This is a genomic window from Streptomyces sp. NPDC051578, assembly GCF_044454045.1.
In the GTDB taxonomy this organism is placed as follows: domain Bacteria; phylum Actinomycetota; class Actinomycetes; order Streptomycetales; family Streptomycetaceae; genus Streptomyces.
The window spans coordinates 50280-75652 of record NZ_JBITDH010000010.1; the positions used below are offsets into that span (position 1 = coordinate 50280).

At 71.6% G+C, this 25373-nt stretch carries 24 protein-coding genes; 12 read left to right on the plus strand and 12 right to left on the minus strand.

All coding sequences use genetic code 11. The annotated features are described in order from the left end of the window. Positions 1 to 60 precede the first annotated feature (60 nt). Positions 61 to 468, plus strand: a complete 408-nt coding sequence (locus ACIA6C_RS29080) for a hypothetical protein (protein ID WP_361139325.1) — start codon at positions 61 to 63, stop codon at positions 466 to 468. A 54-nt stretch (positions 469 to 522) separates the two neighbouring features. Here ACIA6C_RS29080 and ACIA6C_RS29085 read toward each other — a convergent pair whose 3' ends face one another. Beyond that, positions 523 to 1203 (minus strand): TetR family transcriptional regulator, encoded by a 681-nt coding sequence (locus ACIA6C_RS29085; RefSeq protein ID WP_399280297.1) that lies wholly within the window; start codon positions 1201 to 1203, stop codon positions 523 to 525. A 96-nt stretch (positions 1204 to 1299) separates the two neighbouring features. Between ACIA6C_RS29085 and ACIA6C_RS29090 the strand changes: the two genes are divergently transcribed. The 4 genes from ACIA6C_RS29090 to glpK all read left to right on the plus strand — a co-directional run bounded on the left by ACIA6C_RS29090 (position 1300) and on the right by glpK (position 4517). Further along, a complete protein-coding gene (locus ACIA6C_RS29090) occupies positions 1300 to 1479 on the plus strand; it encodes a hypothetical protein (RefSeq protein WP_399280299.1) in 180 nt (59 codons plus the stop codon). After that, positions 1476 to 1937 (plus strand): hypothetical protein, encoded by a 462-nt coding sequence (locus ACIA6C_RS29095; protein ID WP_399280301.1) that lies wholly within the window; start codon positions 1476 to 1478, stop codon positions 1935 to 1937. Before ACIA6C_RS29090 ends, ACIA6C_RS29095 begins: the two co-directional genes overlap by 4 nt. A gap of 157 nt (positions 1938 to 2094) precedes the next feature. Then, on the plus strand, positions 2095 to 2946 hold the full coding sequence (locus ACIA6C_RS29100; protein WP_399280303.1) for an MIP/aquaporin family protein: 852 nt from the start codon (positions 2095 to 2097) through the stop codon (positions 2944 to 2946). 53 nt (positions 2947 to 2999) lie between these two features. Continuing rightward, positions 3000 to 4517 carry a glycerol kinase GlpK gene (gene glpK / locus ACIA6C_RS29105; protein WP_361139311.1) on the plus strand — a complete coding sequence of 506 codons (1518 nt, stop codon included), beginning with the start codon at positions 3000 to 3002 and terminating at the stop codon, positions 4515 to 4517. A 141-nt stretch (positions 4518 to 4658) separates the two neighbouring features. On the opposite strand, the gene ACIA6C_RS29110 is transcribed toward glpK, so the two are convergent. Continuing rightward, complete coding sequence (locus ACIA6C_RS29110) at positions 4659 to 5780, minus strand: agmatine/peptidylarginine deiminase (protein ID WP_399280305.1); 1122 nt, start codon at positions 5778 to 5780, stop codon at positions 4659 to 4661. A 71-nt stretch (positions 5781 to 5851) separates the two neighbouring features. Continuing rightward, the gene (locus ACIA6C_RS29115; RefSeq protein ID WP_399280307.1) at positions 5852 to 7441 is read right to left on the minus strand and encodes an APC family permease; all 1590 of its coding nucleotides are present in this window, start codon (positions 7439 to 7441) and stop codon (positions 5852 to 5854) included. 154 nt (positions 7442 to 7595) lie between these two features. On the opposite strand from ACIA6C_RS29115, the gene ACIA6C_RS29120 reads away from it, so the two are divergent. Then, the gene (locus ACIA6C_RS29120) at positions 7596 to 8228 is read left to right on the plus strand and encodes a TetR/AcrR family transcriptional regulator (RefSeq protein WP_399280309.1); all 633 of its coding nucleotides are present in this window, start codon (positions 7596 to 7598) and stop codon (positions 8226 to 8228) included. A 150-nt stretch (positions 8229 to 8378) separates the two neighbouring features. Here the strand turns inward: ACIA6C_RS29120 and ACIA6C_RS29125 are convergent, their stop codons facing one another. Both ACIA6C_RS29125 and ACIA6C_RS29130 read right to left on the minus strand, forming a co-directional pair. Further along, positions 8379 to 9086 carry a response regulator gene (locus tag ACIA6C_RS29125; RefSeq protein ID WP_399280311.1) on the minus strand — a complete coding sequence of 236 codons (708 nt, stop codon included), beginning with the start codon at positions 9084 to 9086 and terminating at the stop codon, positions 8379 to 8381. Further along, entirely contained in the window at positions 9083 to 10327 is a 1245-nt protein-coding gene (locus ACIA6C_RS29130) for a sensor histidine kinase (RefSeq protein WP_399280313.1), read from the minus strand. Before ACIA6C_RS29130 ends, ACIA6C_RS29125 begins: the two co-directional genes overlap by 4 nt. A gap of 211 nt (positions 10328 to 10538) precedes the next feature. Here ACIA6C_RS29130 and ACIA6C_RS29135 point away from each other — a divergent pair, with 211 nt between their 5' ends. After that, the gene (locus ACIA6C_RS29135; RefSeq protein ID WP_399280315.1) at positions 10539 to 11642 is read left to right on the plus strand and encodes a serine hydrolase domain-containing protein; all 1104 of its coding nucleotides are present in this window, start codon (positions 10539 to 10541) and stop codon (positions 11640 to 11642) included. Positions 11643 to 11785: 143 nt separating this feature from the next. On the opposite strand, the gene ACIA6C_RS29140 is transcribed toward ACIA6C_RS29135, so the two are convergent. Next, on the minus strand, positions 11786 to 12883 hold the full coding sequence (locus tag ACIA6C_RS29140) for a magnesium and cobalt transport protein CorA (RefSeq protein ID WP_399280317.1): 1098 nt from the start codon (positions 12881 to 12883) through the stop codon (positions 11786 to 11788). A gap of 122 nt (positions 12884 to 13005) precedes the next feature. On the opposite strand from ACIA6C_RS29140, the gene ACIA6C_RS29145 reads away from it, so the two are divergent. After that, complete coding sequence (locus ACIA6C_RS29145; protein WP_399280319.1) at positions 13006 to 14208, plus strand: winged helix DNA-binding domain-containing protein; 1203 nt, start codon at positions 13006 to 13008, stop codon at positions 14206 to 14208. A 153-nt stretch (positions 14209 to 14361) separates the two neighbouring features. Further along, positions 14362 to 16041 (plus strand): AMP-binding protein, encoded by a 1680-nt coding sequence (locus ACIA6C_RS29150; protein ID WP_399280321.1) that lies wholly within the window; start codon positions 14362 to 14364, stop codon positions 16039 to 16041. A 98-nt stretch (positions 16042 to 16139) separates the two neighbouring features. Here the strand turns inward: ACIA6C_RS29150 and ACIA6C_RS29155 are convergent, their stop codons facing one another. Both ACIA6C_RS29155 and ACIA6C_RS29160 read right to left on the minus strand, forming a co-directional pair. Further along, positions 16140 to 16628: a glutathione peroxidase gene (locus ACIA6C_RS29155; protein WP_329199499.1), complete on the minus strand. Its 489-nt coding sequence runs from the start codon at positions 16626 to 16628 to the stop codon at positions 16140 to 16142. Between the two features lie 46 nt (positions 16629 to 16674). Next, positions 16675 to 17541, minus strand: a complete 867-nt coding sequence (locus ACIA6C_RS29160) for a hypothetical protein (RefSeq protein ID WP_399280323.1) — start codon at positions 17539 to 17541, stop codon at positions 16675 to 16677. Between the two features lie 267 nt (positions 17542 to 17808). Here ACIA6C_RS29160 and gcl point away from each other — a divergent pair, with 267 nt between their 5' ends. Continuing rightward, positions 17809 to 19587, plus strand: coding sequence for a glyoxylate carboligase (gene gcl / locus ACIA6C_RS29165; RefSeq protein ID WP_361139410.1), 1779 nt, complete (start codon positions 17809 to 17811; stop codon positions 19585 to 19587). Here gcl and ACIA6C_RS29170 read toward each other — a convergent pair. Next, the gene (locus ACIA6C_RS29170; protein ID WP_399280440.1) at positions 19577 to 20224 is read right to left on the minus strand and encodes a helix-turn-helix domain-containing protein; all 648 of its coding nucleotides are present in this window, start codon (positions 20222 to 20224) and stop codon (positions 19577 to 19579) included. The two genes, gcl and ACIA6C_RS29170, sit on opposite strands and share 11 nt — an antisense overlap. A 188-nt stretch (positions 20225 to 20412) precedes the next feature. Between ACIA6C_RS29170 and ACIA6C_RS29175 the strand changes: the two genes are divergently transcribed. Beyond that, positions 20413 to 21087 (plus strand): MFS transporter, encoded by a 675-nt coding sequence (locus ACIA6C_RS29175; RefSeq protein ID WP_399280325.1) that lies wholly within the window; start codon positions 20413 to 20415, stop codon positions 21085 to 21087. 210 nt (positions 21088 to 21297) lie between these two features. Continuing rightward, a complete protein-coding gene (locus ACIA6C_RS29180; protein WP_399280327.1) occupies positions 21298 to 21456 on the plus strand; it encodes a hypothetical protein in 159 nt (52 codons plus the stop codon). Between the two features lie 430 nt (positions 21457 to 21886). Here ACIA6C_RS29180 and ACIA6C_RS29185 read toward each other — a convergent pair whose 3' ends face one another. The 3 genes from ACIA6C_RS29185 to ACIA6C_RS29195 all read right to left on the minus strand — a co-directional run bounded on the left by ACIA6C_RS29185 (position 21887) and on the right by ACIA6C_RS29195 (position 25370). Next, positions 21887 to 23344, minus strand: a complete 1458-nt coding sequence (locus ACIA6C_RS29185) for a catalase (RefSeq protein ID WP_399280328.1) — start codon at positions 23342 to 23344, stop codon at positions 21887 to 21889. Positions 23345 to 23559: 215 nt separating this feature from the next. Continuing rightward, positions 23560 to 24459 (minus strand): 2-hydroxy-3-oxopropionate reductase, encoded by a 900-nt coding sequence (locus tag ACIA6C_RS29190; RefSeq protein ID WP_366083069.1) that lies wholly within the window; start codon positions 24457 to 24459, stop codon positions 23560 to 23562. 77 nt (positions 24460 to 24536) lie between these two features. Then, entirely contained in the window at positions 24537 to 25370 is an 834-nt protein-coding gene (locus ACIA6C_RS29195) for a TIM barrel protein (RefSeq protein WP_361139269.1), read from the minus strand. Between the last annotated feature and the right edge of the window lie 3 nt (positions 25371 to 25373).

A 25373-nucleotide genomic window follows, 5' to 3' on the forward strand; every position in this document is an offset into this window, starting at 1 on the left:
GCCGGAATGCCGGAGTGCCGGAGTGCCGGAGTGCCGGAGTGTCGGAAGGAGGTGGCTGCGATGATCACTGAACTGGCCGTCGAACGCGTGGCGTTCGCCTGCGGCGGGTGCTGGAACGAGTGGAGCACCGACTACGACGTCCAGCACTGGCGCGACGCGGAAGGCCGCCACTGGGAGTACTTCTCCTGCGACGGCGTACCGGTGGCCTCGCCGTACACCCCGCGCGGAGCCACGCCCTGCCCGCGCTGCGGCCGGCGCTGGGTGGGCAGGGTCCTCGCCCGCAGGATCGTGCCGCCACCGCCGGGGGAGACGGACACGCCCCGCGAGGAGATCCTGAGCCAGGTGGGACACCGCCCCGAACGCCACGGCGCGCGCCCGCTCGGAGCCTCCGCGCACCCGCAGCCGGACCAGCCGGGGCCGCCCCTGCACGAGGTGCCCCGACCGCCCGCCCCGCGCCCCGCCCGGTGACGGCCCGCCCCGCGCCCCGCCCGGTGACGGCCGGCTCCGCATGGGCGCGTGGCCTCAGGCGCCTTCGTCCGGTACGCCGTCCGGTACGCCGTCACGCGCCGCGGCCGGCCCCGCCGGGGCCCAGTGCACCCGTCCCGCGTGGATGAGCCGTAGCTGACGCAGGGCGGTGCGGCTGACCGCGTCCCATTCGTTGTCCTCCAGGGCGGCCGCCAGGAAGGCGGAGGCCGTCATCACCATGTGGTCGACGTACAGCCGGGCCAGCATCAGCAGGTCGTCCCGGCTCCAGCCCGCCCCGAGCGGGTCGGACCCGAGACTTTCGGCCACTTCGACCGCGAACGCGTCGAGCTGCCCGGTCACCGCCTCGCGGACCCGGCGCACGCCCCCGTGTCGCTCGCGCACGATGAAGCGGATGTGCGCGGGGTAGGAGCGCACCAACGTGGCCATCAACTCCACCGCCGTGGCCATCCGTTGCTCGGCGTCGCCCGAGGTGGCGAGGGTGGACCGGACCGTGGCGTGCAGGTTCTCCAGCGCCTCGTCCACGAGCGCGATGCCGAGGTCCTCGATGTCGCGGAAGTGGCGGTAGAAGGCGGTCGGCGCCACGCCCGCCGCGCGGGTCACCTCGCGCAGGCCGAGGCTGCCGAGGCTCTGCTCCTCCAGGAGGGTCAGGGCGGCGTCGAGCAGGGCCCGGCGGGTCTTGAGGCGTTGGAGCTGACGGGCTCCGGCGGTCTGACTCATGACGGAAAGTTAACCCCCCGGTCACACGGAACCGCATGAGCCCATTTAGACTGGGTAGTCAGTGAACAATTGTCACCTATTTCTGGAGGGAGCACGATGCTCTTCCTCGTAGCGGCCCTGATGCTGATGGGGGTCCTCCTGGGCACCGTGGCCCACGTCGCGGCCCCCGTCTCCGTCGCCGCGACGGCCGCGATCGCGTGCTGGCTGCTGGTCTTCGCGCTCCGCGAACGGGCCGGCCGCCACCACCGCCACCACCGACAGGAAGGTTCGTCATGAGCACCCGAAGTACCGCCGACCACCCCGTACACAAGGACCCCGTACACAAGGACCCCGTACGCACGGACCCCGCCGAGCGGCCCGCCCACCCGGAGCGGCCCGTCCGCGCCGAGCGCACCGAGCACGCCGCCCGCTCTTCCGACGCGGCCCGTACCCCAGACGCCGCCGGCCCCGCCGGCCCCGCCGCCAGCACCGCCACCGCGACCGGTGCCCGCACCCGCAGCCGCACCCGTGACGCCGACGGGATGGCCGTCGCCTCCTTCCTGCTGGGCCTGATCGGCCTCCTCGCGATGAACCTCCTGCTCGGCCCGGCCTCGATGGTCCTGGCCGTACTGGCCCTGCGCCGCGGGACGACCCGCCCCGGCCGCGCCCGCCTCGGGTTCGCCCTCGGAGTCGCCGACCTCGTCGTCCTCGCCTGCCTGGTCGGCGCCGACCACACCTGGTCGTGGAGCGTCTGACCGCGTAGTGGCCGGCCCGGACCCGGCCGGCCGCCTTAGCGGCGCCCGCCCCCCGCGGGGACGCCGTGCGGTTCGCCGGTGATCGTCCTATCGTGAGAAGCGGGAGGGAACCGGGCAGTCGACGGCCGGTCCTGGGGCCGGCGGGAAGCGGGCTTCGATGGCTGAGCGGCTGAAGAAATCAGGCTTGATCGCCGAACTGTCGGCCGAGTTCCTGGGCACCATGGTCCTGATCCTTTTCGGGGTCGGCGTGGTGGCCCAGGTGGTGGCCGGCGGAGGTCTCACGGATCCGCCCGGAGGCCTCGGCAACCACGACAGCATCGCCTGGGCATGGGGTCTGGGCGTCACCCTCGGTGTCTACGTCGCGGCTCGGCTCAGCGGCGCGCACCTCAACCCCGCCGTCACGGTGGCCCTCGCCGCGTTCAAGGGCTTCCCGTGGAGCAAGGTCGCGCCGTACGCCCTCGCGCAGACGGCCGGAGCCTTCGTGGCAGCCCTGCTGGTGCGCTGGAACTACAGCGAGGCGCTGTCGACGATCGACCCCACGCACACCAAGACGCAGTTCGTCTTCTCCACGCTCCCCGCCAACGGCAACCCCAATCTGCCGGTGACCGAATGGGGAGCGCTGCGGGACCAGATCATCGGCACGGCGCTCCTGCTGCTGCTGATCCTGGCCATCACCGATCTGCTCAACACGCCCCCCGGTGCCAACCTGGCCCCGTTCATCATCGGCCTGGTCGTCGTGGCGATCGGCATGGCCTGGGGCACCGACGCGGGCTACGCGATCAACCCGGCCCGCGACCTCGGCCCCCGGTTCGCCAGCTTCATCACGGGCTACGGCGGAGCGTGGCGAGATCAGTACGGCAACTTCTACTTCTGGGTCCCGATCGTCGGACCGCTGATCGGCGGACTGCTCGGAGCGGGCATCTACAAGCTCTTCATCGGCCGGTTCCTGCCGACCGCCGAGCCGGAGCCGCCCGGACGCGTGCCGGCCCCGGAAGGACCGGAGGCTTGACCACGGCTGCCTGAGGCAGCGAGCGGGCCATCCCACAGGAGAGGCGGCACCCCATGGCGGACTTCGTCGGCGCGGTGGACCAGGGAACCACCAGCACCCGTTTCATGATCTTCGACCACGCCGGGAACGAAGTGGCGAAGCACCAACTGGAACACGCCCAGATCCTCCCGCGCTCGGGGTGGGTCGAACACGACCCCGTGGAGATCTGGGAACGCACCAACTCGGTGATCCAGAACGCCCTGCGGCACGGAAACCTCGCCCCGGCCGACCTCGCGGCGATCGGCATCACCAACCAGCGCGAGACCACCGTCGTCTGGGATCCCCGCAACGGGCGCCCCTACTACAACGCCATCGTCTGGCAGGACACCCGCACCGACTCCATCGCCGCGGCCCTGGACCGCTCCGGCCAGGGCGACACCATCCGCCGCAAGGCGGGGCTGCCGCCGGCCACGTACTTCTCGGGCGGCAAGATCCAGTGGATCCTCGAAAACGTCGACGGCGTGCGCGAGGCGGCCGAGCAGGGCAACGCCCTCTTCGGCAACACGGACTGCTGGGTCCTGTGGAACCTCACCGGAGGCCCCGACGGCGGGATCCACGCGACCGACGTCACCAACGCCAGCCGCACGATGCTGATGAACCTCGAAACCCTGGACTGGGACGAGGAGTTGCTCGGATTCTTCGGCGTCCCCCGGGCCATGCTGCCCAAGATCAACCCCTCCTCCCACCGCGAGGCCTACGGACAGACCCGCACGTCCCGCCCCCTGCGCGCCGCGATCCCCATCACCGGGGTACTCGGCGACCAGCAGGCGGCGACCGTCGGGCAGGTCTGCTACGCGCCCGGCGAGGCCAAGAACACCTACGGCACCGGCAACTTCCTGGTGCTCAACACGGGCACGGAGCTGGTCCGTTCGCAGCACGGCCTGCTGACCACGGTGGCCTACCAGTTCGGTGACAGTCCCGCGATCTACGCCCTGGAGGGTTCCATCGCGGTCACCGGTTCCGCCGTGCAGTGGCTGCGTGACCAGATGAAGATCATCAAGGACGCCGCCGAGAGCGAGCGGCTCGCCCGTACCGTCGAGGACAACGGCGGCATGTACTTCGTACCGGCCTTCTCGGGCCTGTTCGCACCGTACTGGCGCTCCGACGCCCGCGGCGCGATCGTCGGCCTGGCCCGGTACAACGACAACGGCCACCTGGCCCGGGCCACCCTCGAAGCCATCTGCTACCAGAGCCGCGACGTGGTCGAGGCCATGGAACAGGACTCCGGGGTCCACCTCGACGTGCTCAAGGTCGACGGCGGCGTCACGGCCAACGACCTGTGCATGCAGATCCAGGCCGACGTCCTCGGCGTCCCCGTCAGCCGCCCGGTCGTCGCCGAGACGACCGCCCTCGGCGCCGCCTACGCGGCCGGTCTGGCCACCGGCTTCTGGCGCGACACGGACGAACTGCGCACCCACTGGCAGGAGTCCAAGCGCTGGGAGCCGCAGTGGTCGGAGGACCAGCGCCAGGAAGGGTACGCGGGCTGGAAGAAGGCGGTGGAACGCACGCTGGACTGGGCGAAGGTGGAATAGCCCCGCCCGCGAACCAGCCCCGTAACTCTTAACCCCTGACCCGCACAGCGCACTGCGCCCGGCTCGTGGAGCCGGGCGCAGTCGTCCGCCGCGCGCCCCCGTGGCCAGGGGCGGGGCGGTCAGGGTCGGGGGTCAGGGGAGTCAGGACACCGCGGGGATGTGCTGGGTGATGCAGTGGATACCGCCACCGCCCCAGGCCAGGGTGCGGGCCGGGATGCCGATGACCTCCCGGCCCGGGAAGAGGTCGGCGTACCGGGACAGTGCCGCCGCGTCGTCCGGCTCCTGCGCCGTGGGGACGACGACGGCGGCGCCGGTCAGGTAGTAGTTCGTGTAGCTGAACGTCTCCACGAGCGCGCCGTTCACCCGGAAGTGCGGCTGCTGATGGAGTTCCTCGATCCGCAAGCGCCGTCCGCAGGCGTCGGTGGCGGCCTGGAGCACGGCCCGGTTGGCCTCCATCCGCGCGTGGTTCGGGCTGGAGGTGTCGGGCTGGGTGTGCAACAGGACCTTGGCCGGGCCGAGGTAGGAGGCGACGAGGTCGACGTGTCCGTTGGTGATGAGGTCGTTGTCGAGTCCGTACGGCAGCCAGATCACCTTGCTCGCCCCGTACGCGGCGAGCAGCGCCGCCTCGATCTGGGCGCGGGTCATTCCGGGGTTGCGGTTCGGGTTGAGCAGACACTCCTCGGTGGTGATGAGGGTGCCCTGGCCGTCGGTGATGACGGAGCCGCCCTCCAGTACGAGGTCCACCGGCCGGCGCGGCACGGAGAGGTAGGAGCAGACGCCGACGGGCAGCAGGTCGTCCTTGTCGTACGGGTACTTGCCGCCCCAGCCGTTGAACCGGAAGTCCAGACCGGTGAGCTGGGTGCGGCCCGCGTCCAGGGCGAAGATCGGTCCGGTGTCGCGGGTCCAGCAGTCGTTGACGGGGTACTCGACGACGGTCACCGACGGCCCGCACAGGCGGCGGGCGTCGGCGGTCGTACCCGGTTCGGCGAACATCAGGACGGTTTCGAAGCGGGCGATGGCCTTGGCGACGGCGGCCACCTCGGCCTGCACCTGGGGGAGCAGCCCGCCCCAGCCGTCCGTACGGTCCCAGGGCCAGGACATGACGCAGCCGGAGTGGCCCTCCCACTCGGCGGGGACCGTCCAGGTGCCGCTGGACGGCAGGGCCGCGGCCGGGCCGGCGCCGCGGGAGGTGAGGAAGGCGGTCGCGGCCGCGGTGAGCGCGGTCGCGCAGAACACGCGGCGGGTGGGGCGGGGCAGTTCCATGGCGGTGTCCCTTCGGAGGGTTGCGGCGGGTGGTGCGGGGCGGGGGCGGCCGCTCGGCCACCGCCCGCGTATCAGGGGCGCTCGGCGGCGGCTTCCAGCCCGTCGGGAAGCGGCGGCGCGGCGCTGTCGTGCGTACGTTCGCCCGCGCCCGCGCCCGCGTCTGCGGCTGCGCCTGTGCCTGCGCCTGCGGCTTCGCCTGTGCCTGCGCCGTCGCGGAGCCGGTCGTGCGGGCGGCGGACGGCCAGGTAGACCAGGCCCGTTCCCAGTACCACGCCAGTGCCGAGCAGGGCGGCCCACACCTGGTACCAGGGGGCGTTTGGGGGAGCGAGGACCGTGCGCGGCCAGCAGACGTTCACCACCTCGAAGGCGGTCCAGGCCACGGCGAGCACGTTCAGGAAGGTGCCCTTGGCGCCCAGCCGGATGTGGCCCGAGGGCACCCAGCTCCCGCGCAGCCGGGCGATGAGCGCGGCGAGGGAGACGAGGAAGAAGGGCAGGTACGTGGCGGCGGTCCCGAAGGAGATGAGGCTCCCGATGGCGGTGGCGTTGAGGCCGAGGGTGAGTGCGCTCCCGCTGATGAGGGTCGACGCGACGAGCCCGCCGATCGGGGCCTTGCGCCCGTTGACCTTGCGTACGTGCCGGGAGAAGGGGAAGACCCCGTCGCGGGCGAGCGAGAACAACCCGCGGGCCGCCCCGCCCTGGGAGGCCATCGCACAGGCCAGGAACCCGGTCAGGACCACCACCACGAACGGCTTGTCCGACCAGCCGCCGAAGGCGTGCACCACCGCCGTCGTCACGGGGTCGACGTCCTGACCGGCCACCACCGCCTCGGGGTGCGGGTGCGCGAGCGCGACGGCCATCGCGTTGAGGATGACGACGGCGCCCACGCTCAGCAGGGCCCACCACATGGCACGCGGTACCTGACGGCCGGCGTCCTTGGTCTCCTCCGCGGTCGACACGCAGGCGTCGAACCCGATGAACGCCCAGCCGGCGACGGCGACGGCCGCGAGGAACCCGGCGACCTTCGAGCCTCCGGACAGCGCCTCGGCACCGAGCGTCTCGGTGAACAGCGGGAAGCCGTGCTCACGGAAGAACAGCAGGAGGACCAGGCCCACCAGTACGGAGGCGACCGCCTCGGCGGCGATGCCGAGCGACACGAACCAGCGCAGGATGGTGATCCCGTAGGCGTTGACCACCATGCACACGAGCAGGATGGCGACGGCCACCGCGACCAGACCGCCGGGTGTCGGGACGGCCCCGAACAGCGCGTACACCCAGGGCGCCGCGAGGTACGCCACCGTGGTGTTGCCGAACATGACGGCGAACTGCCAGACCCAGCCGCCCAGCCAGCCGAACGCCGGGCCCAGCAGGCGCCGGCCCCACTGGTAGGGGCCGCCGGCCAGGGGCCACTGCGAGGTCAGTTCCGCGTAGACGTTGACGACCAGGCACTGGCCGGCGAGTACCAGCGGCAGCGCCCACACCCACATCGGGCCGGCCACCGTCGTCCCCACCATGGAGACGGCGTACAGGGCCACGACGGGGGACACCACCGCGAACCCCATCGAGATGTTTCCGAGGATGCCCAGGCTGCGTCGCAGCTCCTGGCGGTAGCCGAGCGCGTGCAGCCGCTCGGCGTCCGAATCGGGGTTCGACGTGTCGTTCATGCTCACCTCACCGGGCGCGGGCAGCCGTGGCGGCGCCGGCGCGCTAAATCTAACCGCGTTAGGAAAACGAGGTGGCGTGAATGTAGCGGTGCTCCCGACGGCTTGTGAAGCGTTCCCGGCGGGTAATCTGCAACCCGAGACGAGGGAGCCCCCGATGGCACGGCCGAGCCAGAACCTCCTCAGCCGTGCGCTCATCGCCCGCGCGGCTCTGGAACTGTTGGACGAACAGGGCGTCGAGGCCTTGAAGATGCGCACCATCGCCGAGCGGCTCGGAGTGCGCGGCGCGTCCCTGTACCACCACGTGGCGTCCAAGGAAGACCTGCTCGACGCCGTCGCGGAGCTGATCAACGACGAGATCGACCTAGGCCCGCTGACGGACCCGGGCGGTGTCGCGGGGATCGCCGAGTACGCCCACGGCTACCGGGGCGTCTACCTCCGCTACCCGCACATGATCCCGTTGGTCGCCCGCCGCCGGGTCGTCTCCGACAAGGCCCTGCGCGGCTACGACGCCCTGCTCGACGCCCTGACCCGCGCCGGGTGTTCACCGGCCGCCGCCGCCGAAGCCGCCGCCGCCATCGACAACCTCGTACTCGGCTCGGCGCTGGAGACCTTCACCGCCGGCTTCAACCTCGCCCCGGCGGACTACGCCCCCCGCTACCCTGCCCTGGCCGCCTCCCTTGGGGCCTCAGCCGCCCACCCCGACGGCCTCCCCGCCCTGGACACCCGCGGCTTCACCCTCGGCATCCACCTCATCCTCCGTGCGCTCACGACCCCCACGACTGCGTGACCCCCACGACCCCCTGACCCCACGACCCCCCTGGGCCCCGGCCGCGGCAGCCCGGAATGACGGGATCCCCGCCGGCCGTGGGCCGGTCCGAGGGGCGGGCCGGCCACACAAGGGCAGCGATATGCGCAGTGACCGCGGACGTCCTCGCGGTCAGCCGGCGAAGCCCGGGACCACCAGGCGGGACTCGTACGCGATCACCACCGCATGGGTCCGGTTCTGCGCGGCGAGCTTGGTCAGCACATTTCCGACGTGGGTCTTGACCGTCTCCAGGCTCACCGTGAGGGACTCGGCGATCTCCGGATTGGAGAGCCCGGTGGCCATCAGGCGCAGCACGTCCTCCTCCCGGCCGGTGAGGGCGGCCCGCGGCAGGGCCTTCGCGGAGCCCAGCGGGCGGGGGGCGACCATGCGGCCCAGTGCGGCCGGGAAGAGTACCGCTTCTCCCGCCGCCACGACCCGGACCGCCTCGGCGATCCGGCGGACCGGGAGGCGTTTGAGGACGAAGCCGCTGGCGCCCGCGCTGAGAGCGGCCGTGACGTAGTCGTCGTTCTCGAAGGTGGTGATCACCACGACCTTCGGTGCTCCTTCCCCTTCGGCGACGAGTCGGCGGGTGGCCTCGATCCCGTTGAGACGCGGCATGCGGACGTCCATGAGGACCACGTCCGGTCGCAGGGTCCGCGCCCGTTCGACCGCCTCGACGCCGTCTGCGGCCTCGCCGACCACCGTGAGCCCCGGCTGTGAGGAGAGCAGCATGCGCAGGCCGCTGCGGGTGACCTCGTCGTCGTCCACGATCAGGAGGGAGACACAGGGGCCGGTGACGGCAGGCGGGGCCGTGCACTCGCCTGCGTCGGACCCGCTCACGCCGACGCCCGTACCGGCAGCCGGCAGGACAGCCGCCAGTGCTGCGCGCCGTCCGGGCCGGCCTGGAAGTCACCGTGCAGCAGCCTGACGCGCTCGGCCAGTCCGGGCAGACCGTGGCCGGAGGTCGGGAAGGTACCCGGGCCCGGGCCCGTCCGTGCCCCGGTCCGGTTGACCACCGTGAGGTCCAGTCCCTCCGGCCCGGCCGCCACGCGGACCCCTATCGGCCCGTCCGCCCCGTGGCGCAGTGCGTTCGTCAGCCCCTCCTGGAGTATCCGGTACGCCGCCCGGGAGAGCGTCCCCTGCACCTGCGCCAGAGCGCCCGACAGCTCCGGCTCCACCACCGCCCCCGCGTGCCGCAGGCGGTCCAGCAGCTCGGGCAGGTCGGCCAGGGTCCGGGTCGGCGCCGTCCCCGACTGTTCCTCGCGCAGCACTCCGAGCACGTAGTCCAGGTCCTCCAGCGCGGCCCGCGTCGACTCCTCGATGCTGCGCATGGCGGCCCGCGCCGCCGCCGGGTCGGCGGAGAGCACCTCGCCGGCCACCGCTGCCTGGATGGTGGCCGCCGTCAGCGTGTGCCCGATCGAATCGTGCAACTCGTGGGCGATCCGGTTGCGTTCGGCCAGCAGCAGTTCCCGCTCGGCAGCCAGTGCGAGCCGCTCGGCCGCCGACGGCCCCAACAGCCGCGGCGCCAACCACCGCAGGGTCTTCGTCACCAGTACGCAGACGGCCGCCGCCAGCAGCAGGCACACGGCCGCCACCACCCAGCTGCTCCACCCGCCCGATACCCGGACCGACGTGCCGAACAGACTCGCCCGCGCCTCACCTCCGAGCCAGTTCCCCGGCAGGGTGAGGCCCATGACGAACAGCACCCCGCTCGCCACCGCCCCCGCCCACCCGACGGCCACGTGCAGCACCAGCCAGAGCGGGGTCCGCCAGCGGTCGAGGCCGGGGGAACCAGAAGTGCGGCGGCCGTCCACGGGAGTCGGCAGCGGCACGCGCAGCAGCCGGCGGGCGGACACGACCAGCGCGCGTCGGACGGGGCGCGCCAGTCCGACCACGCCGATCAGGACCGCCCATACGAGCAGGACCAGGACGAGCTGCACGCTTTGGGGAGCGGATCGCCACGACAGCGCCGGCACCAGGGCGAAAGGCAGTAGCGGAAGGCCGGCCAGCGCGCCGCAATAGGCGAACAGCACACCCGAATACGTGGAGCCGCGCAACAGCGGCCGAATTCCCCTGATCATGATCGCCAGTATCGTCGGGCAGCCCACCGGCGGCCTCCCCCGATCGGGGGAGCATTTTCTCCCGCCTTCCCGCGATGCGGTCGAAGGGCTCTGGAAACCAGGATCGTGCTCCACCGAACGATTCCTCAGGAGTTGACTCATGGGAGCTCGAACCTGGCAGGGCCCTTCTTCCTCGACCCGGCGGCGTCATGGCGGGGGGCGGCGACGGGCGGTGTCGGCCGCGGTCGTGGTGGCCGTCGGCGTCATGACCCTGGGCGCCCTGGCTCCGCCCTCCGTTTCCGCCGCCGCGAGTGCGGATGCCGTCCAGCGGTCCTTGAACGGGCTGGTGCGTGATGAGGGCGTGCCCGCCGCGCTGGCGAGCGTCCAGGGCCGTGACGGCCGTACCCGCACGTACACCGCGGGGGTCGGTGACCTGACCACCGGCTCGAAGGTGCCGAGGGACGGCCAGGTACGGATCGGGAGCAACACGAAGGCGTTCACCGCGGTGGTGGTCCTGCAGCTGGTCGGCGAGGGGAAGATCGGCCTCGACACCATGGTGGACACCTACCTGCCCGGCCTCGTCCGCGGAGACGGGATCGACGGAAACCACATCACGGTCCGCGAACTCCTCCAGCACACCAGCGGCCTCCCCGACTACACCAACTACCTCGGGGACGACGTGCGGTACTACGCCCCCCGCGAACTGCTCGACACGGCCCTGCGGCACCCGGCCGACTTCGCCCCCGGGAAGAGTTGGAAGTACAGCAACACCAACTACGTGCTCGCCGGCCTGATCGTCCAGAAGGTCACCGGCCGACCCCTGGCAGAGGAGATGGACCGGCGCATCATCAAGCGCATCGGCCTGCGCCACACCTACTTCCCCGCCCCCGGTGACGCGAACATCCGCGAGCCCCACCCCCACGGCTACCTCCGCGACGCGGCGGACGGACCGCTGCGCGACATCACAGAGATCGACCCCTCCTGGGGCTGGGCGGCGGGCCAGTTGATCTCCACCGACTCCGACCTCAACCGCTTCTTCACCGCACTCCTCGCCGGCCGCCTCCTCCCGGCTGCCCAACTCGCCCAGATGCGCACGACGGTCCCCGCCGAAGCGACCTTCGGCCCCGGCGCCCGCTACGGACTCGGACTCGTCAGCAGGCCCCTGCCGTGCGGCGGTCTCTCCTGGGGCCACGGCGGCAGCTTCCCGGGATACGAGACCCGCGGCGGCGCCACCGACGACGGCCGCGCCGCCCACATCGCGGTCAGCGCGCAGCTCACCGACGAGGCCCCCCGCAGAAACCTCGAACGCGCCGTGGACACCGCCTTGTGCCGCTGACCCCGCGAAACCCGGACGCAGTAGCAAGCGGGCGTCGCCCTCGGTGTGACCGTGCTGCGGCTGACCGTGGGCGACGGCGATCGCATCGGCGGTCAGCGAGCGACGTACATCACCCGGCGCGCTATACGGACTTCAAGGGACGCTCACAGCCAGTCGCGCTTCTTGAAGATGACGTACAGACTCACGCAGACCAGCGCCATCAGGAAGATGGCGAAGGGGTAGCCCGCGGTCCATTTGAGTTCGGGCATGGTTTCGAAGTTCATGCCGTAGATCGTGCCGACCAGGGTGGGGGCGAAGAGGATGGCGGCCCAGGAGGAGATCTTCTTGATCTCCTCGTTCTGTTCGAAGCCGGCTTCGGCCAGGGCGCGCATTTCCGCGTTCTGTTGTTGGGAGACCAGGGTGGCGTTGACCGTGAGGATTTCGGTCAGGGCCTGGCGGAAGCCGTCCACGCGTTCGCTGGTGTGGGTGACGTGGTCGGCGACGTCGCGGAGGTAACGCTGGAGTTCCTCGTCCGTGCCGTACTTGGCGAAGCCGGCCATCAGGCCGTGGAGCATGCCGACCAGGGGGCGGGTGGCGCGTTGGAACTCGACCATCTCGCGGGAGAGTTCGTAGATGCGGCGCGAGACCTCGGGGTCGCCGCGGAAGACCTCGGTCTCGATCTCGTCCATGTCGTTCTGGACGCCCTCGACGACCGGGGCGTAGCCGTCGACCACCGCGTCGAGGATGGCGTAGAGGGCGGCCTCCGGGCCCAGGGAGAGCAGTTCCGGGGCCGCCTCCATGCGGCGGCGGACCGCGGAGAGGTCGGGGGCCGCGCCGTGGCGGACCGTGATGAGGAAGTCCGGGCCGACGAAGACGTGGAGCTCGCCGAATTCCACCTCCTCCGGCGCGTCCAGGTAGCGGGCGGCGCGCAGGACGACGAAGAGCGTGTCGCCGTACCGTTCCAGCTTGGGGCGCTGATGGGCCTCCAAGGCGTCCTCGATGGACAGCGGATGGAGGTTGAACTCAGCTGCCAGGGAGTGGAGTTCGGCCTCGGTCGGGCGGTGCAGGCCGATCCAGGCCATGCCGTCGGGCTGTTCGCGCAGCTGCCGGAACGTGTCGGCGAGGGTGGCGGGGGAGGCCACGCGGCGGCCTTCGCGGTAGACCGCGGAGTCGACGACGCTGCGGTGGTCCGACGGAGTCGGCGCGGAGGGCCGCGGGCGGCCCGTGCGCGGCGGGGGGCGGCGGTCTGGGCGCTCCGGCATCGCAGTCAGCTCCCGGGATGAGCGAATTTTGTGGGCGAAGAGCAAGATATACGGGCAAAGGGGGGTAGTGGTCGTGGAAGTCGCGGACGGGGGGTGTCCGCGAGCCGCGTTAGCGTGCGGACATGGCCTCCTCGACCACCCACCCGGTCCTCGGCGCCCGTGCACTGAACCGTGCCACGCTCGCCCGCCAGGTGCTGCTGCACCGCACCCCGATGTCCGCGGCCGACGCCGTCACGCACCTCGTCGGGCTCCAGGCGCAGAACGTCCAGCCGCCCTACTTCCAGTTGCACGCCCGCCTCGCGGGCTTCCGCCCCGCGGAGCTCGCCGGGCTGATGGAGTCCCGGGCGGTGGTCCGCACGGTCACGATGCGCTCCACCCTCCACACCCACACCGCGCACGACGCCCTCACCCTCGGGTCGCTCGTCCAGGACGCCCGCGACCGGGAGCTCGCCACCTTCCGCGCCGGGCTCACCGGAGTCGACCTGGACCGGCTGGCACGGACCGCGCGGGCCTTCGTGGAAGCCGAGCCGCGCACCATGGGGGAGATCCGGGAGGAACTCCTCACCCACTGGCCGGACGCGGACGCGAAGGCCCTCGCCGTAGCCGCCCGCTGCCGGCTCCCGCTCGTACAGGTCACGCCCCGAGGGGTGTGGGGCCGCAGCGGCCAGGTCCGGCTCACCACCGCCGAGCACTGGCTCCGACGGCCTGCCGGGGAGCCACAGGGCCTAGACGACGTGGTGCTGCGCTACCTCGGCGCCTTCGGACCCGCCTCCGTGAAGGACATGCAGACCTGGGCGGGCCTGACCCGGCTCCGGGAGGTCTTCGAGCGGCTGCGGCCGCGCCTGGCCGTCTTCCAGGACGAGAACGGCGTCGAACTGTTCGACCTCCCCGATGCGCCCCGCCCCGATCCCGACACGCCGGCCCCGCCCCGCTTCCTCCCCGAGTTCGACAACCTCCTGCTCTCCCACGCCGACCGCAGCCGAGTCGTCCCCCCGCGGCTCAAGGGGCGCAGCTGGGCGGGCAACCAGGCCTACCGCACCCTCCTCCTCGACGGGTTCCTCGCCGGGCTCTGGAAAGCGGAGGCGGGGGTGCTCACCGTCGAGCTGTTCGAGGCGGTGTCGAAGGCGGCCGAGGAGGAGATCGCCGCCGAGGGGGAGCGGCTCCTCACGGAGATGGGAACGAGTCCGACGACGCACCAGATCCCCGCCGGACCCGGACCCGGACCCGGACCCGGACCCGGATCCGGATCCGGATCCGGATCCGGATCCGGATCCGCCCCCGGGCCCGGTCCCGGCCGCATCCGCTTCGGGTCGATTCGGGGCTGACGGTCCGGGGCTGATGCCGCGCTCCCGCCCCCCTGCCCGCCCATTGGCCGCCCATTGCCCGCCCCGTGCCCGCCCCGGTCCCCGCCCCGTGCCCGAGAAGAACGCCCGGACAGGACCTAGTGATCCACAGCGCCACGCGGCACGATTCCTCACATGACGGAGAACAGCGCCACCGCACAGTTCCTGGCCGCCCGCGACTTCCTGCTCGAACGCCGCGGGGACTACGAAGCCGCCCGGGCCGGCTTCACCTGGCCCCGCCCCGAGCGCTTCAACTGGGCCCTGGACTGGTTCGATCACATCGCCACCGGGAACGGCGCCGACGCCCTGCGCCTCGTCGAGGAGGACGGCACGAGCCGGGGGGTGTCCTTCGGGGAGCTCGCCGTGCGCTCGGACTCGGCCGCGAACTGGCTGCGCGACCAGGGCGTCGGCGCCGGCGACCGGATCCTGCTGATGCTCGGCAACCAGCGCGAGCTGTGGGAGGTGATGCTCGCCGCGATGAAACTGCGCGCGGTCGTCATCCCCGCCACCCCGCTGCTCGGCGCGGCCGACCTGCGCGACCGCGTCGAGCGCGGGCAGGTGCGCCACGTCATCGTGCGCGCCGAGGACACCGGAAAGTTCGACGAGGTGCCCGGCACCTACACCCGCATCGCCGCCGGAGCCGAGGTGCCCGCCGGGTGGCGCCGCCTGGAGGACATGTACCGGGCGGAGAGCCGATTCACGCCCGACGGCGAGACCCTGGCCGACGACCCCCTGATGCTCTACTTCACCTCCGGCACCACCGCCCGCCCCAAGCTGGTGGAGCACACGCACGCGTCGTACCCGATCGGGCACCTGTCCACCATGTACTGGGTCGGGCTGCGCCCCGGCGACGTCCACCTCAACATCGCCTCGCCCGGCTGGGCCAAGCACGCCTGGTCCAACCTCTTCACGCCCTGGAACGCGGGCGCGACCGTGTTCGTGTACAACTACACCCGCTTCGACGCCGAGCGGCTGATGGCCGAGATGGACCGGGGCGGCGTCACCACCTTCTGTGCCCCGCCGACCGTCTGGCGGATGCTGATCCAGTCCGACCTCCGCCTGCTCCGCAACCCGCCGCGCGAGGCCGTCGCCGCGGGTGAGCCGCTCAACCCGGAGGTCATCGAGCAGGTCCGCGAGGCCTGGGGCGTGACCGTCCGCGACGGCTTCGGCCAGACCGAGACCACCCTGCAGATCGGCAACTTCCCGGGCGCCCCGGTCAAGCCCGGCTCGATGGGGCGCCCGGCGCCCGGCTACGAGATCGTGCTCCTGGACCCCGTCACCGGCAAGGAGTCCCCCGACGAGGGCGAGGTCTGCGTGGACCTGCGCACCCGGCCCGCCGGGGTGATGACGGGCTACCGCGACGACCCCGAGCGGACGGCCGAGGCGATGGCGGGCGGCCTCTACCGCACCGGCGACATCGCCTCGCGGGACGCCGGCGGCCACCTCACCTACGTGGGCCGGTCCGACGACGTCTTCAAGGCCTCCGACTACAAGATCAGCCCGTTCGAGCTGGAGAGCGCCCTGCTGGAGCACGAGGCCGTCGCCGAGGCGGCCGTCGTCCCGGCCCCGGACGCGCTGCGGCTCGCCGTCCCCAAGGCGTACGTCACCCTCGCCGCCGGCTGGGAGCCCGGGGAGGAGACCGCCCGGTTGTTGTTCGAGCACTCCCGGGCGGTGCTGTCCCCGTACAAGCGGATCCGTCGCATCGAGTTCGGACCGCTCCCGAAGACCGTGTCCGGCAAAATCCGCCGGGTGGAGCTGCGGGAGCTCACCGAGGCCGGCTCGACGGCGGAGTACGACGAGGCCGACCTCCGCTGAGGCCGCCCCCGCCCCGCCCCGCCTGCCCCCCCGCCCCAGGCCCGGCCCAGGTCCGGCCCGGGCCGAGGCGGAGACCGACGCCGGGGCCGCCGAGGTGATCAGGCCGGCAGCTGCGCCTCGATCGCCGCGATCACCTCGGGGGCCTCGGGCTCGGTGCGCGGGCGGAAGCGCGCCACGACCTCACCGGCGGGGGAGATCAGGAACTTCTCGAAGTTCCACTGGATGTCCCCCGCCTCCCCGTCCGCGTCCGGGGTCTTCACCAGCTCCTGGTACAGCGGGTGCCGGTTCTCGCCGTTGACCTCGGACTTCTCCAGCATCGGGAAGGTCACGCCGAAGCCCGCCGCGCAGAACGTCTGGATGTCGTCGGCCGAGCCCGGCTCCTGGCCGCCGAACTGGTTGCACGGCACGCCGATGACCGTGAAGCCCTTCTCCTCGTACGCGAACTGCAGCCGGGCCAGCCCCGAGTACTGCGGGGTGAGGCCGCACTGCGAGGCGGTGTTCACCAGCAGGATCGCCTTGCCCTTGTACGCGGCCAGGCTGGTGGGCTCGTCGGACAGGGTGGTCAGCGGGATGTCGTACAGGCTCATCGGGCTCGTTCTCCTCAGCGGACGCGACTACGCAATGCCCCCGAGCCTATGGCCCCGTACCGACGAGTGCGTCCGCCGGGTCGTTGACGGGCTGCGGCATGCCCGTGAGGTCCATGACGAACAGCGGTATCCCCAGGTAGTCGGCGCGCGCCCGGGCGTCCGAGGTGTACCCGGCGAGGGAGAAGTAGACGCTGGTCGCCGAGGCGGTCAGCCCGTTCAGCCATACGCACTCCACCGCCCGCAGCCCGGCCGGCGCCGTGCTCGGGTCCACCTGGGCGACCACCCCGGGGGCCCGCAGGTCCACCGCCGCCGACGGTATCGGCGGCCCGTCGGGCTGCCGTACGTCCTGGAAGCCGAGCCAGCGCAGGTACAGCGCGGCCGTCGCCACCGCGTCGCGGGCCGTACGGATGGTCACGGGCCGGAAGGGCGGACGCGACACCGGGGTCCCGGGCCCAGGCCCCGGCCCGTGCCCTGGACCCGCCGGCTCCGGCCCGTGCCCCAGACCCCCTTGCCCCGGCCCGTGCCCCAGACCCGGCTGCCCCGGCGCCGCCGGGCCGGGGCCCGGTCCGCGGGTCCCGCCACCGCCCGGCCGTACGTCCTCACCCGCGCCGGCGGCGCCCCGCGGACCGGCGGCCCCCCGGGGCGGCTCCGGCGCGTGCACGGGGATCAGGACCACCGTCCCGCACGAGGCGCACCCCACCTCCGGGTGCGGCCACTCGCTCTCCCGCCCGCAGGCCGTGCACCGCACGGTCACCCAGCTGTCCGTCCACGTGCGGTGCGTCAGCGGCATCGGTGGCGCCGCGAGGTCCAGCGGCGGGGTGATCGGGCTCCCGCAGGCGCACGGGTAGACCGGCGCCGCGTAGCCGTTCTCGCGCTGGCACGCCGGACACCGCACCGGTACCGCTTCCGCCATGGGACACGTACCCCCTCCGTCGCTGTGCGTACGTCCATGGTCCACGACGGGCGACGGCCCCGGGCGCCGTCGCCCCGATTTCCCGCCACGGGTGGGGGTTTTTGTGTGACCGACCGACCGAGAAGCGGCATTTGGTGGTTTCCGGGGTGCTGAACCGCCTTGACGTGCGCAGAACTCGCCGCTTAGCTTGTTCCGTATAGCAGAACAAAACTTCCGTATGACGGAAATTGCCTGACCGCCACACCGCAGGAGACCTCGATGCCTCGTATGACAGCCGCCGCCGCTGCAGTGGAGATCCTCAAGCGCGAGGGTGTCGCGCACGCGTTCGGCGTCCCCGGCGCTGCGATCAACCCGTTCTACCGGGAGCTCAAGAACGTCGGTGGCATCAAGCACACCCTCGCCCGACACGTCGAGGGCGCCTCGCACATGGCGGAGGGCTACACCCGCACCGCGCCCGGCAACATCGGCGTGTGCATCGGCACCTCCGGACCGGCCGGCACCGACATGATCACCGGCCTGTACTCGGCGATCGCGGACTCGATCCCGATCCTGTGCATCACCGGCCAGGCCCCGGTCTCCAAGCTCCACAAGGAAGACTTCCAGGCCGTCGACATCGCCTCGATCGCCAAGCCGGTCACCAAGAAGGCCACGACCGTCCTGGAGGCCGCACAGGTCCCGGGCGTGTTCCAGGAGGCCTTCCACCTGATGCGCTCCGGCCGTCCCGGCCCGGTCCTGATCGACCTGCCGATCGACGTCCAGCTGACCGAGATCGAGTTCGACCCCGAGACGTACGAGCCGCTGCCGGTCTACAAGCCGCGCGCCACCCGTGCCCAGGCGGAGAAGGCCGTCCGCTTCCTGCTGGAGTCCGAGCGCCCGCTGATCGTCGCCGGTGGCGGCATCATCAACGCCGACGCCGCCGACCTGCTGGTCGAGTTCGCCGAGCTGACCAACGTCCCGGTCATCTCCACCCTGATGGGCTGGGGCGTCATCCCCGACGACCACGAGCTGAGCGCCGGCATGGTCGGTGTCCAGACCTCGCACCGCTACGGCAACGCGACGTTCCTGGAGTCGGACTTCGTCCTCGGCATCGGCAACCGCTGGGCCAACCGTCACACCGGTTACAACCTGGACGCCTACCTCGGTGACCGCAAGTTCGTCCACGTCGACATCGAGCCCACCCAGATCGGCAAGATCTTCGCCCCGGACTTCGGCATCGCCTCCGACGCCAAGGCCGCGCTGGAGCTCTTCATCGAGGTCGCCAAGGAGCTCAAGGCCGAGGGCAAGCTGCCCGACTACAGCGCCTGGGTCGCCTCCCACCTGGAGCGTAAGGGCACCCTCCAGCGCCGCACGCACTTCGACGACATCCCGATGAAGCCGCAGCGCGTCTACGAGGAGATGAACAAGGCGTTCGGCCCGGAGACCCGCTACGTCACCACCATCGGTCTGTCCCAGATCGCCGGTGCGCAGATGCTGCACGTCTTCAAGCCGCGCCACTGGATCAACTGCGGCCAGGCCGGCCCCCTCGGCTGGACCATCCCGGCCGCGCTGGGCGTCGCCTCCGCCGACCCGGAGAACCCGGTCGTCGCGCTCTCCGGCGACTACGACTTCCAGTTCATGCTGGAGGAGCTGGCCGTCGGTGCGCAGCACAAGATCCCGTACGTCCACGTCCTGGTGAACAACGCCTACCTCGGCCTGATCCGCCAGGCGCAGGGCGGCCTCGGCATCAACTTCGAGGTCAACCTGGAGTTCGAGAACATCAACGCGCCCGAGCTGGGTGTCTACGGCGTCGACCACGTCAAGGTCGTCGAGGGCCTCGGCTGCAAGGCGATCCGCGTCACCGACCCGAACGAGCTGGGCGCCGCCTTCGAGGAGGCCAAGAAGCTGGCCGCCGAGTACAGCGTCCCGGTCGTCGTCGAGGCGATCCTGGAGCGCGTCACCAACATCTCGATGAGCAAGACGGTCGACATGAGCGACGTCACCGAGTTCGAGGAACTGGCGACCGAGCCGGGTCACGCCCCGACGGCGATCCGCCCGATCACGGTCTGATCCCGCGGCGCCTGGCGCTGGCACGCACGGACGAACGGCCCCTGGAAACCACCGGTTTCCGGGGGCCGTTCGCGTTCCCGGCCCGGCTCACGTTCGCAGCCCCCCAGCGCTCCCGGTTCAGTCCGCCGTCCCGCCTCGGCCGGGTGCGAGGCCTCCGATCAGCACCTCCACGCCGAGGGCGAGCCGCGCCGCGGCCGGACCAGCGGCCAACTCGGCCGCCCTCAAAGCGAGATGCGGGTAGCGGGCCGGGTCGAGACCGGCAGCCGCTCCTCGATGGAGACGCGGGCGTGCCGGTGTTCCATCGCCTCCTGCAAGGCGTCTGGGCCGCCGCCCGCCGGGGAGCGGCGACGGAGACCTCGTAGGTGACCGCGCCGATGTTCAGGGCGATCAGGTCGCAGCCCCAGGCGGCCCGTGCACCACGTCGGTCGCGAGGGTGGTCGGCCGGGCACGCCAGTCCCCGGGGGGCCCCGGGGAGCCCGGGCAGCGGCACGGTCGCGATCACCGCGTCGTGCATGAGCCGCAGCAGTTCCTCGCGCCGGGAGACGTGCACGTATAAGGACGCGGGACCGGTGCCGAGTTCGGCCGCCACCTTGCGCACGGTCACCGCGTCCAGGCCTTCGCGACGCAGCGCGCCCAGGCGTGGCGCCGGCTTGCAGCCACTGGGTCACGGCCCCGCCGCCGAGATCGGAGACGATGGCAGGGGCGGCGACGCCGGTGACGGTGGCGTCGAGGAGGTCCATCACCTCCGCGAAGACGATGACGCAGAGGACCGCCCAGCGGCGCGGATGCGGAAACGGCGCCGCCGGATCACAGCGGCCTCAGCCTGTGCGCCTCGCACCCGACCCCGGCACGCTGGTCACCGCCCAGGCCCTCCAGGGCGCCTTCGGGGCCCTGCTGCTGCCGCAGGGCTTCGGCATCATCAGGGAAACCTTCCCCGAGGCGGAACTGCCCGAGGCCTTCGGTCTCTTCGGGCCGGTCATGGGGCTGTGCGCGGTCGCCGGACCCGTGGTGGGCGGGTTGCTCGCCGGAGCGGACCTGTTCGGGTCGGGCTGGCGCCTGGTGTTCCTGGTCAACCTGCCGCTCGGCCTCCTCGCGTCGGCCGGTGCCGTGCGCCGGGTCCCGCGTGGCAAGTCCGACGCCGGGCTGCGGCTCGACGTCCCGAGCATGCTGCCGGCCGGCGCCGCCTCCGCTGCCGTGGTGTTCCCGCTCGTCCAGGGGCCCGATTTGGGCCGGCCGCTGTGGTCCCTCCTCCTGCCGGCCGCGGGACCCCTCGGGTTCCTGGTCTTCGCACGGATACAGCGGCGGCGCCCCTCGCCGCTCATGGCGCCCGGCCTGCTGGCCAACCGGGGCTACACCTGCGGGATCGTGGTCGCCCTCGTCTTCTTCGCCTCGTTCACCGGCCTCATGCTGGTGCTCTCCCTGTTCCTCCAGGGCCCGCTCGGCCTCTCGCCGCAGGGGCGGGGTACGCCATCGCCCCCATGGCCCTCGGGATCACCGTGACCGCCCTCGGGCTCCTGGTGCTCGCCGCCTGCGCCGACGGCGCGGTGGATGGCCGGAGGCTGTTGCCCGGCACGCTGGTCACCCGCCTCGGCATGGGACGGGTGGTCCCGCCGCTGTTCGACATCACCCTGGCCGGGGTGTCCGAACCCGAGGTGGGCCCGGCCTCCGGGGTCCTGGGCGCGGTGCAGCAGCCGGCCGGCGGGGGTGGGGGTGGCGCTGCTGGTCACCGTGTGGACGGCCTTCACCAACCACGGCGGCTCCTCGTCCACCGCCCTGTCCGCCACGGCGCTCGTGACCCTGACCCTCCTCCTGGCCGCCCTGGCCGCCCTGGCCGCCTCCGTCCGTCTTCCCCGCTACGCCCGCGCGTGAGCGGTACGCCCGTGCAGGGGCAAGTCACCCGCGCATGACAAAGCGCCGAGTCACGGGACCGTCCGTGACTCGGCGCTTTGGGTGTGACCGCCCGACGGTGCGAGGCTGGCGCGACAGGACGTTCGCGCCGCCGGGCGGGGTCGGGGCTCGTGTACGGGGGGCTCTGTGCGCAGCCCCCGTACACGAGTTGCCGGGACCGTGGCGGGCGGGCGACGAGAACTCCGGCATCGTCTCCCTCAGGTCAAGAGACGGGCCTCGGAACCCATTACCACCGCACTGGCTCGCACGCTCGCCACGGTCCTCACGCGGCGCCGGCCACAGGGGCCGGCGCTGTCCGCCCTCACCGCGCACCACCCCTCATCCGGGTACGCGGTTCGGGCTCAGCACCCGGGGCCTGACCTCCCGTCAGGCCCCCGGTACAGTTGGGGGCTCAGGCGTCGCGCAGGGCGCGGACGGCCTCCTCGACGCGGCGGCCGTAGTCGGCGTCCGCGGCGTGGAAGTGAGCCAGGTTCTTCTCGATGACGTCTTCGAGGGTGACCTGCGACAGGCCGCCGGCGATGTTCGCCACCAGACGCTGCTTCTCGGCCTCCGACATCAGCCGGTAGAGCTCGCCGGCCTGGAAGAAGTTGTCGTCCTTCGTGTGGGCCGGGGCCTCGTGGGTGCCCGTGTAGCCGGAGACGGCCTTCGGGGCGCCGAGCGCGAGACCGGTCTCGGCCGGACCCTGGTACGAGTTGGGCTCGTAGTTCTTGTCGTGGCGCGAGCCGTTGCGCAGCGCCATGACGCCGTCGCGGCCGTAGTTGTCGGCCTTCGTCGCCTTCGGGGCGTTGACCGGCAGCACGGTGTGGTTCACGCCGAGGCGGTAGCGCTGGGCGTCGGCGTACGCGAACAGGCGGCCCTGGAGCATCTTGTCCGGCGAGGCGGTGATGCCCGGAACGAAGTTGTTCGGGGAGAACGCGGACTGCTCGACCTCGGCGAAGACGTTGTCCGGGTTGCGGTCGAGGACCAGACGGCCCACCCGCTGGAGCGGGTAGTCGGCGTGCGGCCACACCTTGGTGAGGTCGAAGGGGTTGAAGCGGTAGTCCGCGGCCTCGGCGGCGGGCATGATCTGGACGTAGAGGGTCCAGCTCGGGTTCACACCGCGCTCGATGGCCTGGAGCAGGTCCGTCTGGTGCGAGTTGGCGTCCTTGCCGACGAGCTCGGCCGCCTGCTCGGACGACAGGCAGCGGATGCCCTGGTTCGTCTTGAAGTGGTACTTGACGAAGAAGGCCTCGCCGTTCTCGTTCGTCCACTGGTAGGTGTGGGAGCCGTAGCCGTTCATGTGACGGTACGAGGCGGGGATGCCGCGGTCACCCATCAGCCAGGTGATCTGGTGCGTCGCCTCGGGGGCGTGCGCCCAGAAGTCCCAGACGTTGTCCGGCTCCTGCTTGCCCGTGAAGGGGTCGCGCTTCTGGGAGTGGATGAAGTCGGGGAACTTGATCGGGTCCTTGATGAAGAACACCGGGGTGTTGTTGCCGACGAGGTCGTAGTTGCCCTCTTCGGTGTAGAACTTGAGCGCGAAGCCACGCGGGTCGCGGACGGCGTCCGCGCCACCGAGGGAGTCGGCGACGGTGGAGAACCGCAGGAAGGTCTCGGTCTTCTTGCCTACCGTGTTCAGGAAGGCGGCGCTGGTGTACGCGGTGACGTCGTCGGTCACCTCGAAGTAGCCGTACGCGGCCGATCCGCGGGCGTGCACCACGCGCTCCGGGATGCGCTCACGGTTGAAGCGGGCGAGCTTCTCGAGGAGCTGCTGGTCCTGGATCAGGAGCGGGCCACCGACGCCGGCGGTGGCGGAGTTCTGGTTGTCGGCGACCGGGGCGCCGGACTCGGTCGTCAGCGTGCGCTTCGACATGGTGACCTTCCGTACGGGTAACTGCTGAGACGGAAGGCGTCTTCCGTCATGCGGAACAGCCTAATTTCGGCGTGAACACGACGTCAACAGTTTGTTGAAAGAAAGAGTGTGGAGGTGATCCGGACGGTGCCGGCGCCTGGGCGCGACAGGACAGGTGTCAGCACCGGCACCGTCCGAAACTCAGGACTCCCCGAGGGGAGGGGCCAGGTCCGGGATCAGACCTGGGCGCCGGAGAGGCGCTCGACCGCGCGGAGTAGGGCCGAGTGGTCGAGCCCGCCGTCGCCCTGGGCGCGCAGCGAGGCGACCAGCTGGGCGACGACCGCGCCGACCGGGAGGGCCGCACCGACGTTGCGGGCGGCGTCGGTGACGATGCCCATGTCCTTGTGGTGCAGGTCGATCCGGAAACCGGGCTTGAAGTCGCGGTTGAGGAAGTTGTCCTTCTTGCGGGTCAGGACCGTGGAGCCGGCCAGACCGCCGTTGAGGACGTCCAGGGCGGCCTGGAGGTTCACGCCCGACTTCTCGAGGAAGACGACGGCCTCGGCGCACGCCTGGATGTTCACCGCGACGATGAGCTGGTTGGCGGCCTTCACCGTCTGGCCGGAACCGTGCGGCCCGCACAGGACGATGGTCTTGCCGAGCGCCTCCAGGATCGGCAGGGCCGCGTCGAAGTCGGCCTGCTCGCCACCCACCATGATCGACAGGACGGCCTCGATGGCGCCGGCCTCGCCGCCGGACACCGGGGCGTCGATGACGCGGATGCCCTTCTCGGCGGCGTTCTTCGCGAGGTCGACCGAGGTCTGCGGGGTGATCGACGACATGTCGATGATCAGCGCACCGGACTTGGCGTTGGCGAGGATGCCCTCGGGGCCGTAGTTGATGGCCTCGACCTGCGGGGAGGCGGGCACCATCGTGATGATCACGTCGGCGTCCTTGACGGCCTCGGCGATCGAGCCGGCCGCGGTGCCGCCGGCGGCGGCCAGGCGCTCCAGCTTGTCCTGCTCCAGCGTGAAGCCGGTGACCTGGTAGCCGGCCTTGATGAGGTTCTCGGACATGGGGGAGCCCATGATGCCGAGTCCGATCCAGGCGATCGACGGAAGCGCGGTGGAGGTGCTCATGATGGGGGGTCCTTCTCTTCAATGCTTCGTACGAAAAGTGCGGGAGGTGCCTGGCTGATCGCCCGGACTTCGTCCGCCTACTTGGCGGCGCGGGCCTCGGCCGGCAGCCACGCGAAGGACGCGGCGGCGTCCGCCGCCTTGTACTCCAGGCCTACGTAGCCCTCGTACCCGGCCTTCTTGAGCTGGTCGAGCAGCTCTTCGAGGGGCAGCTCGCCGGTCCCCGGAGCCCCGCGGCCCGGCTTGTCGGCGATCTGGACGTGCCCGGTCTTGGCGGCGTACTTTTCGATGACCTCGCCGAGGTCCTCGTCGTTCATCGCCAGGTGGTACAGGTCGAGCAGGAACTTGGCGTTGCCGAGGCCGGTGGCCTCGTTCACCTTGTCCACTACCTCGATGGCGGCCGGGGCGCTCACCAGCGGGTAGAGCGGTGACTCGGGCTTGTTGAGGGTCTCGATCAGGAGGACGGCGCCCACCCGGTCCGCGGCCTTGGCGGCCGTGACCAGGTTCTTGAGCGCGAGCTCGTCCTGGACCGCGGGGTCCACGCCCTCGACCCGATTGCCGTAGAGGGCGTTCAGCGCCTTGCAGCCGACCGAGGCCGCGAAGTCGGCGGCCACGTTGATGTTGGCGTTGAAGCGGTCCGACTCCTCGCCGGGGACCGAGACCGCGCCGCGGTCCGGGCCCGGCAACTGGCCGGCGTAGAAGTTCAGGCCCACCAGCTGGGTGCCCGCGTCCTCAAGAGCCTTCTTGAGGGCGTCGAGCTCCGCCTGGGCGGGAGTGGGGGTCTCGATCCAGGGCCACCACAGCTCGACCGCCGTGAAGCCGGCCGCGGCGGCAGCCGCGGGACGCTCCAGGAGCGGGAGTTCCGTGAAGAGGATCGAAAGGTTCACATCGAAGCGCTGGTCCGTGTATCCCATGAG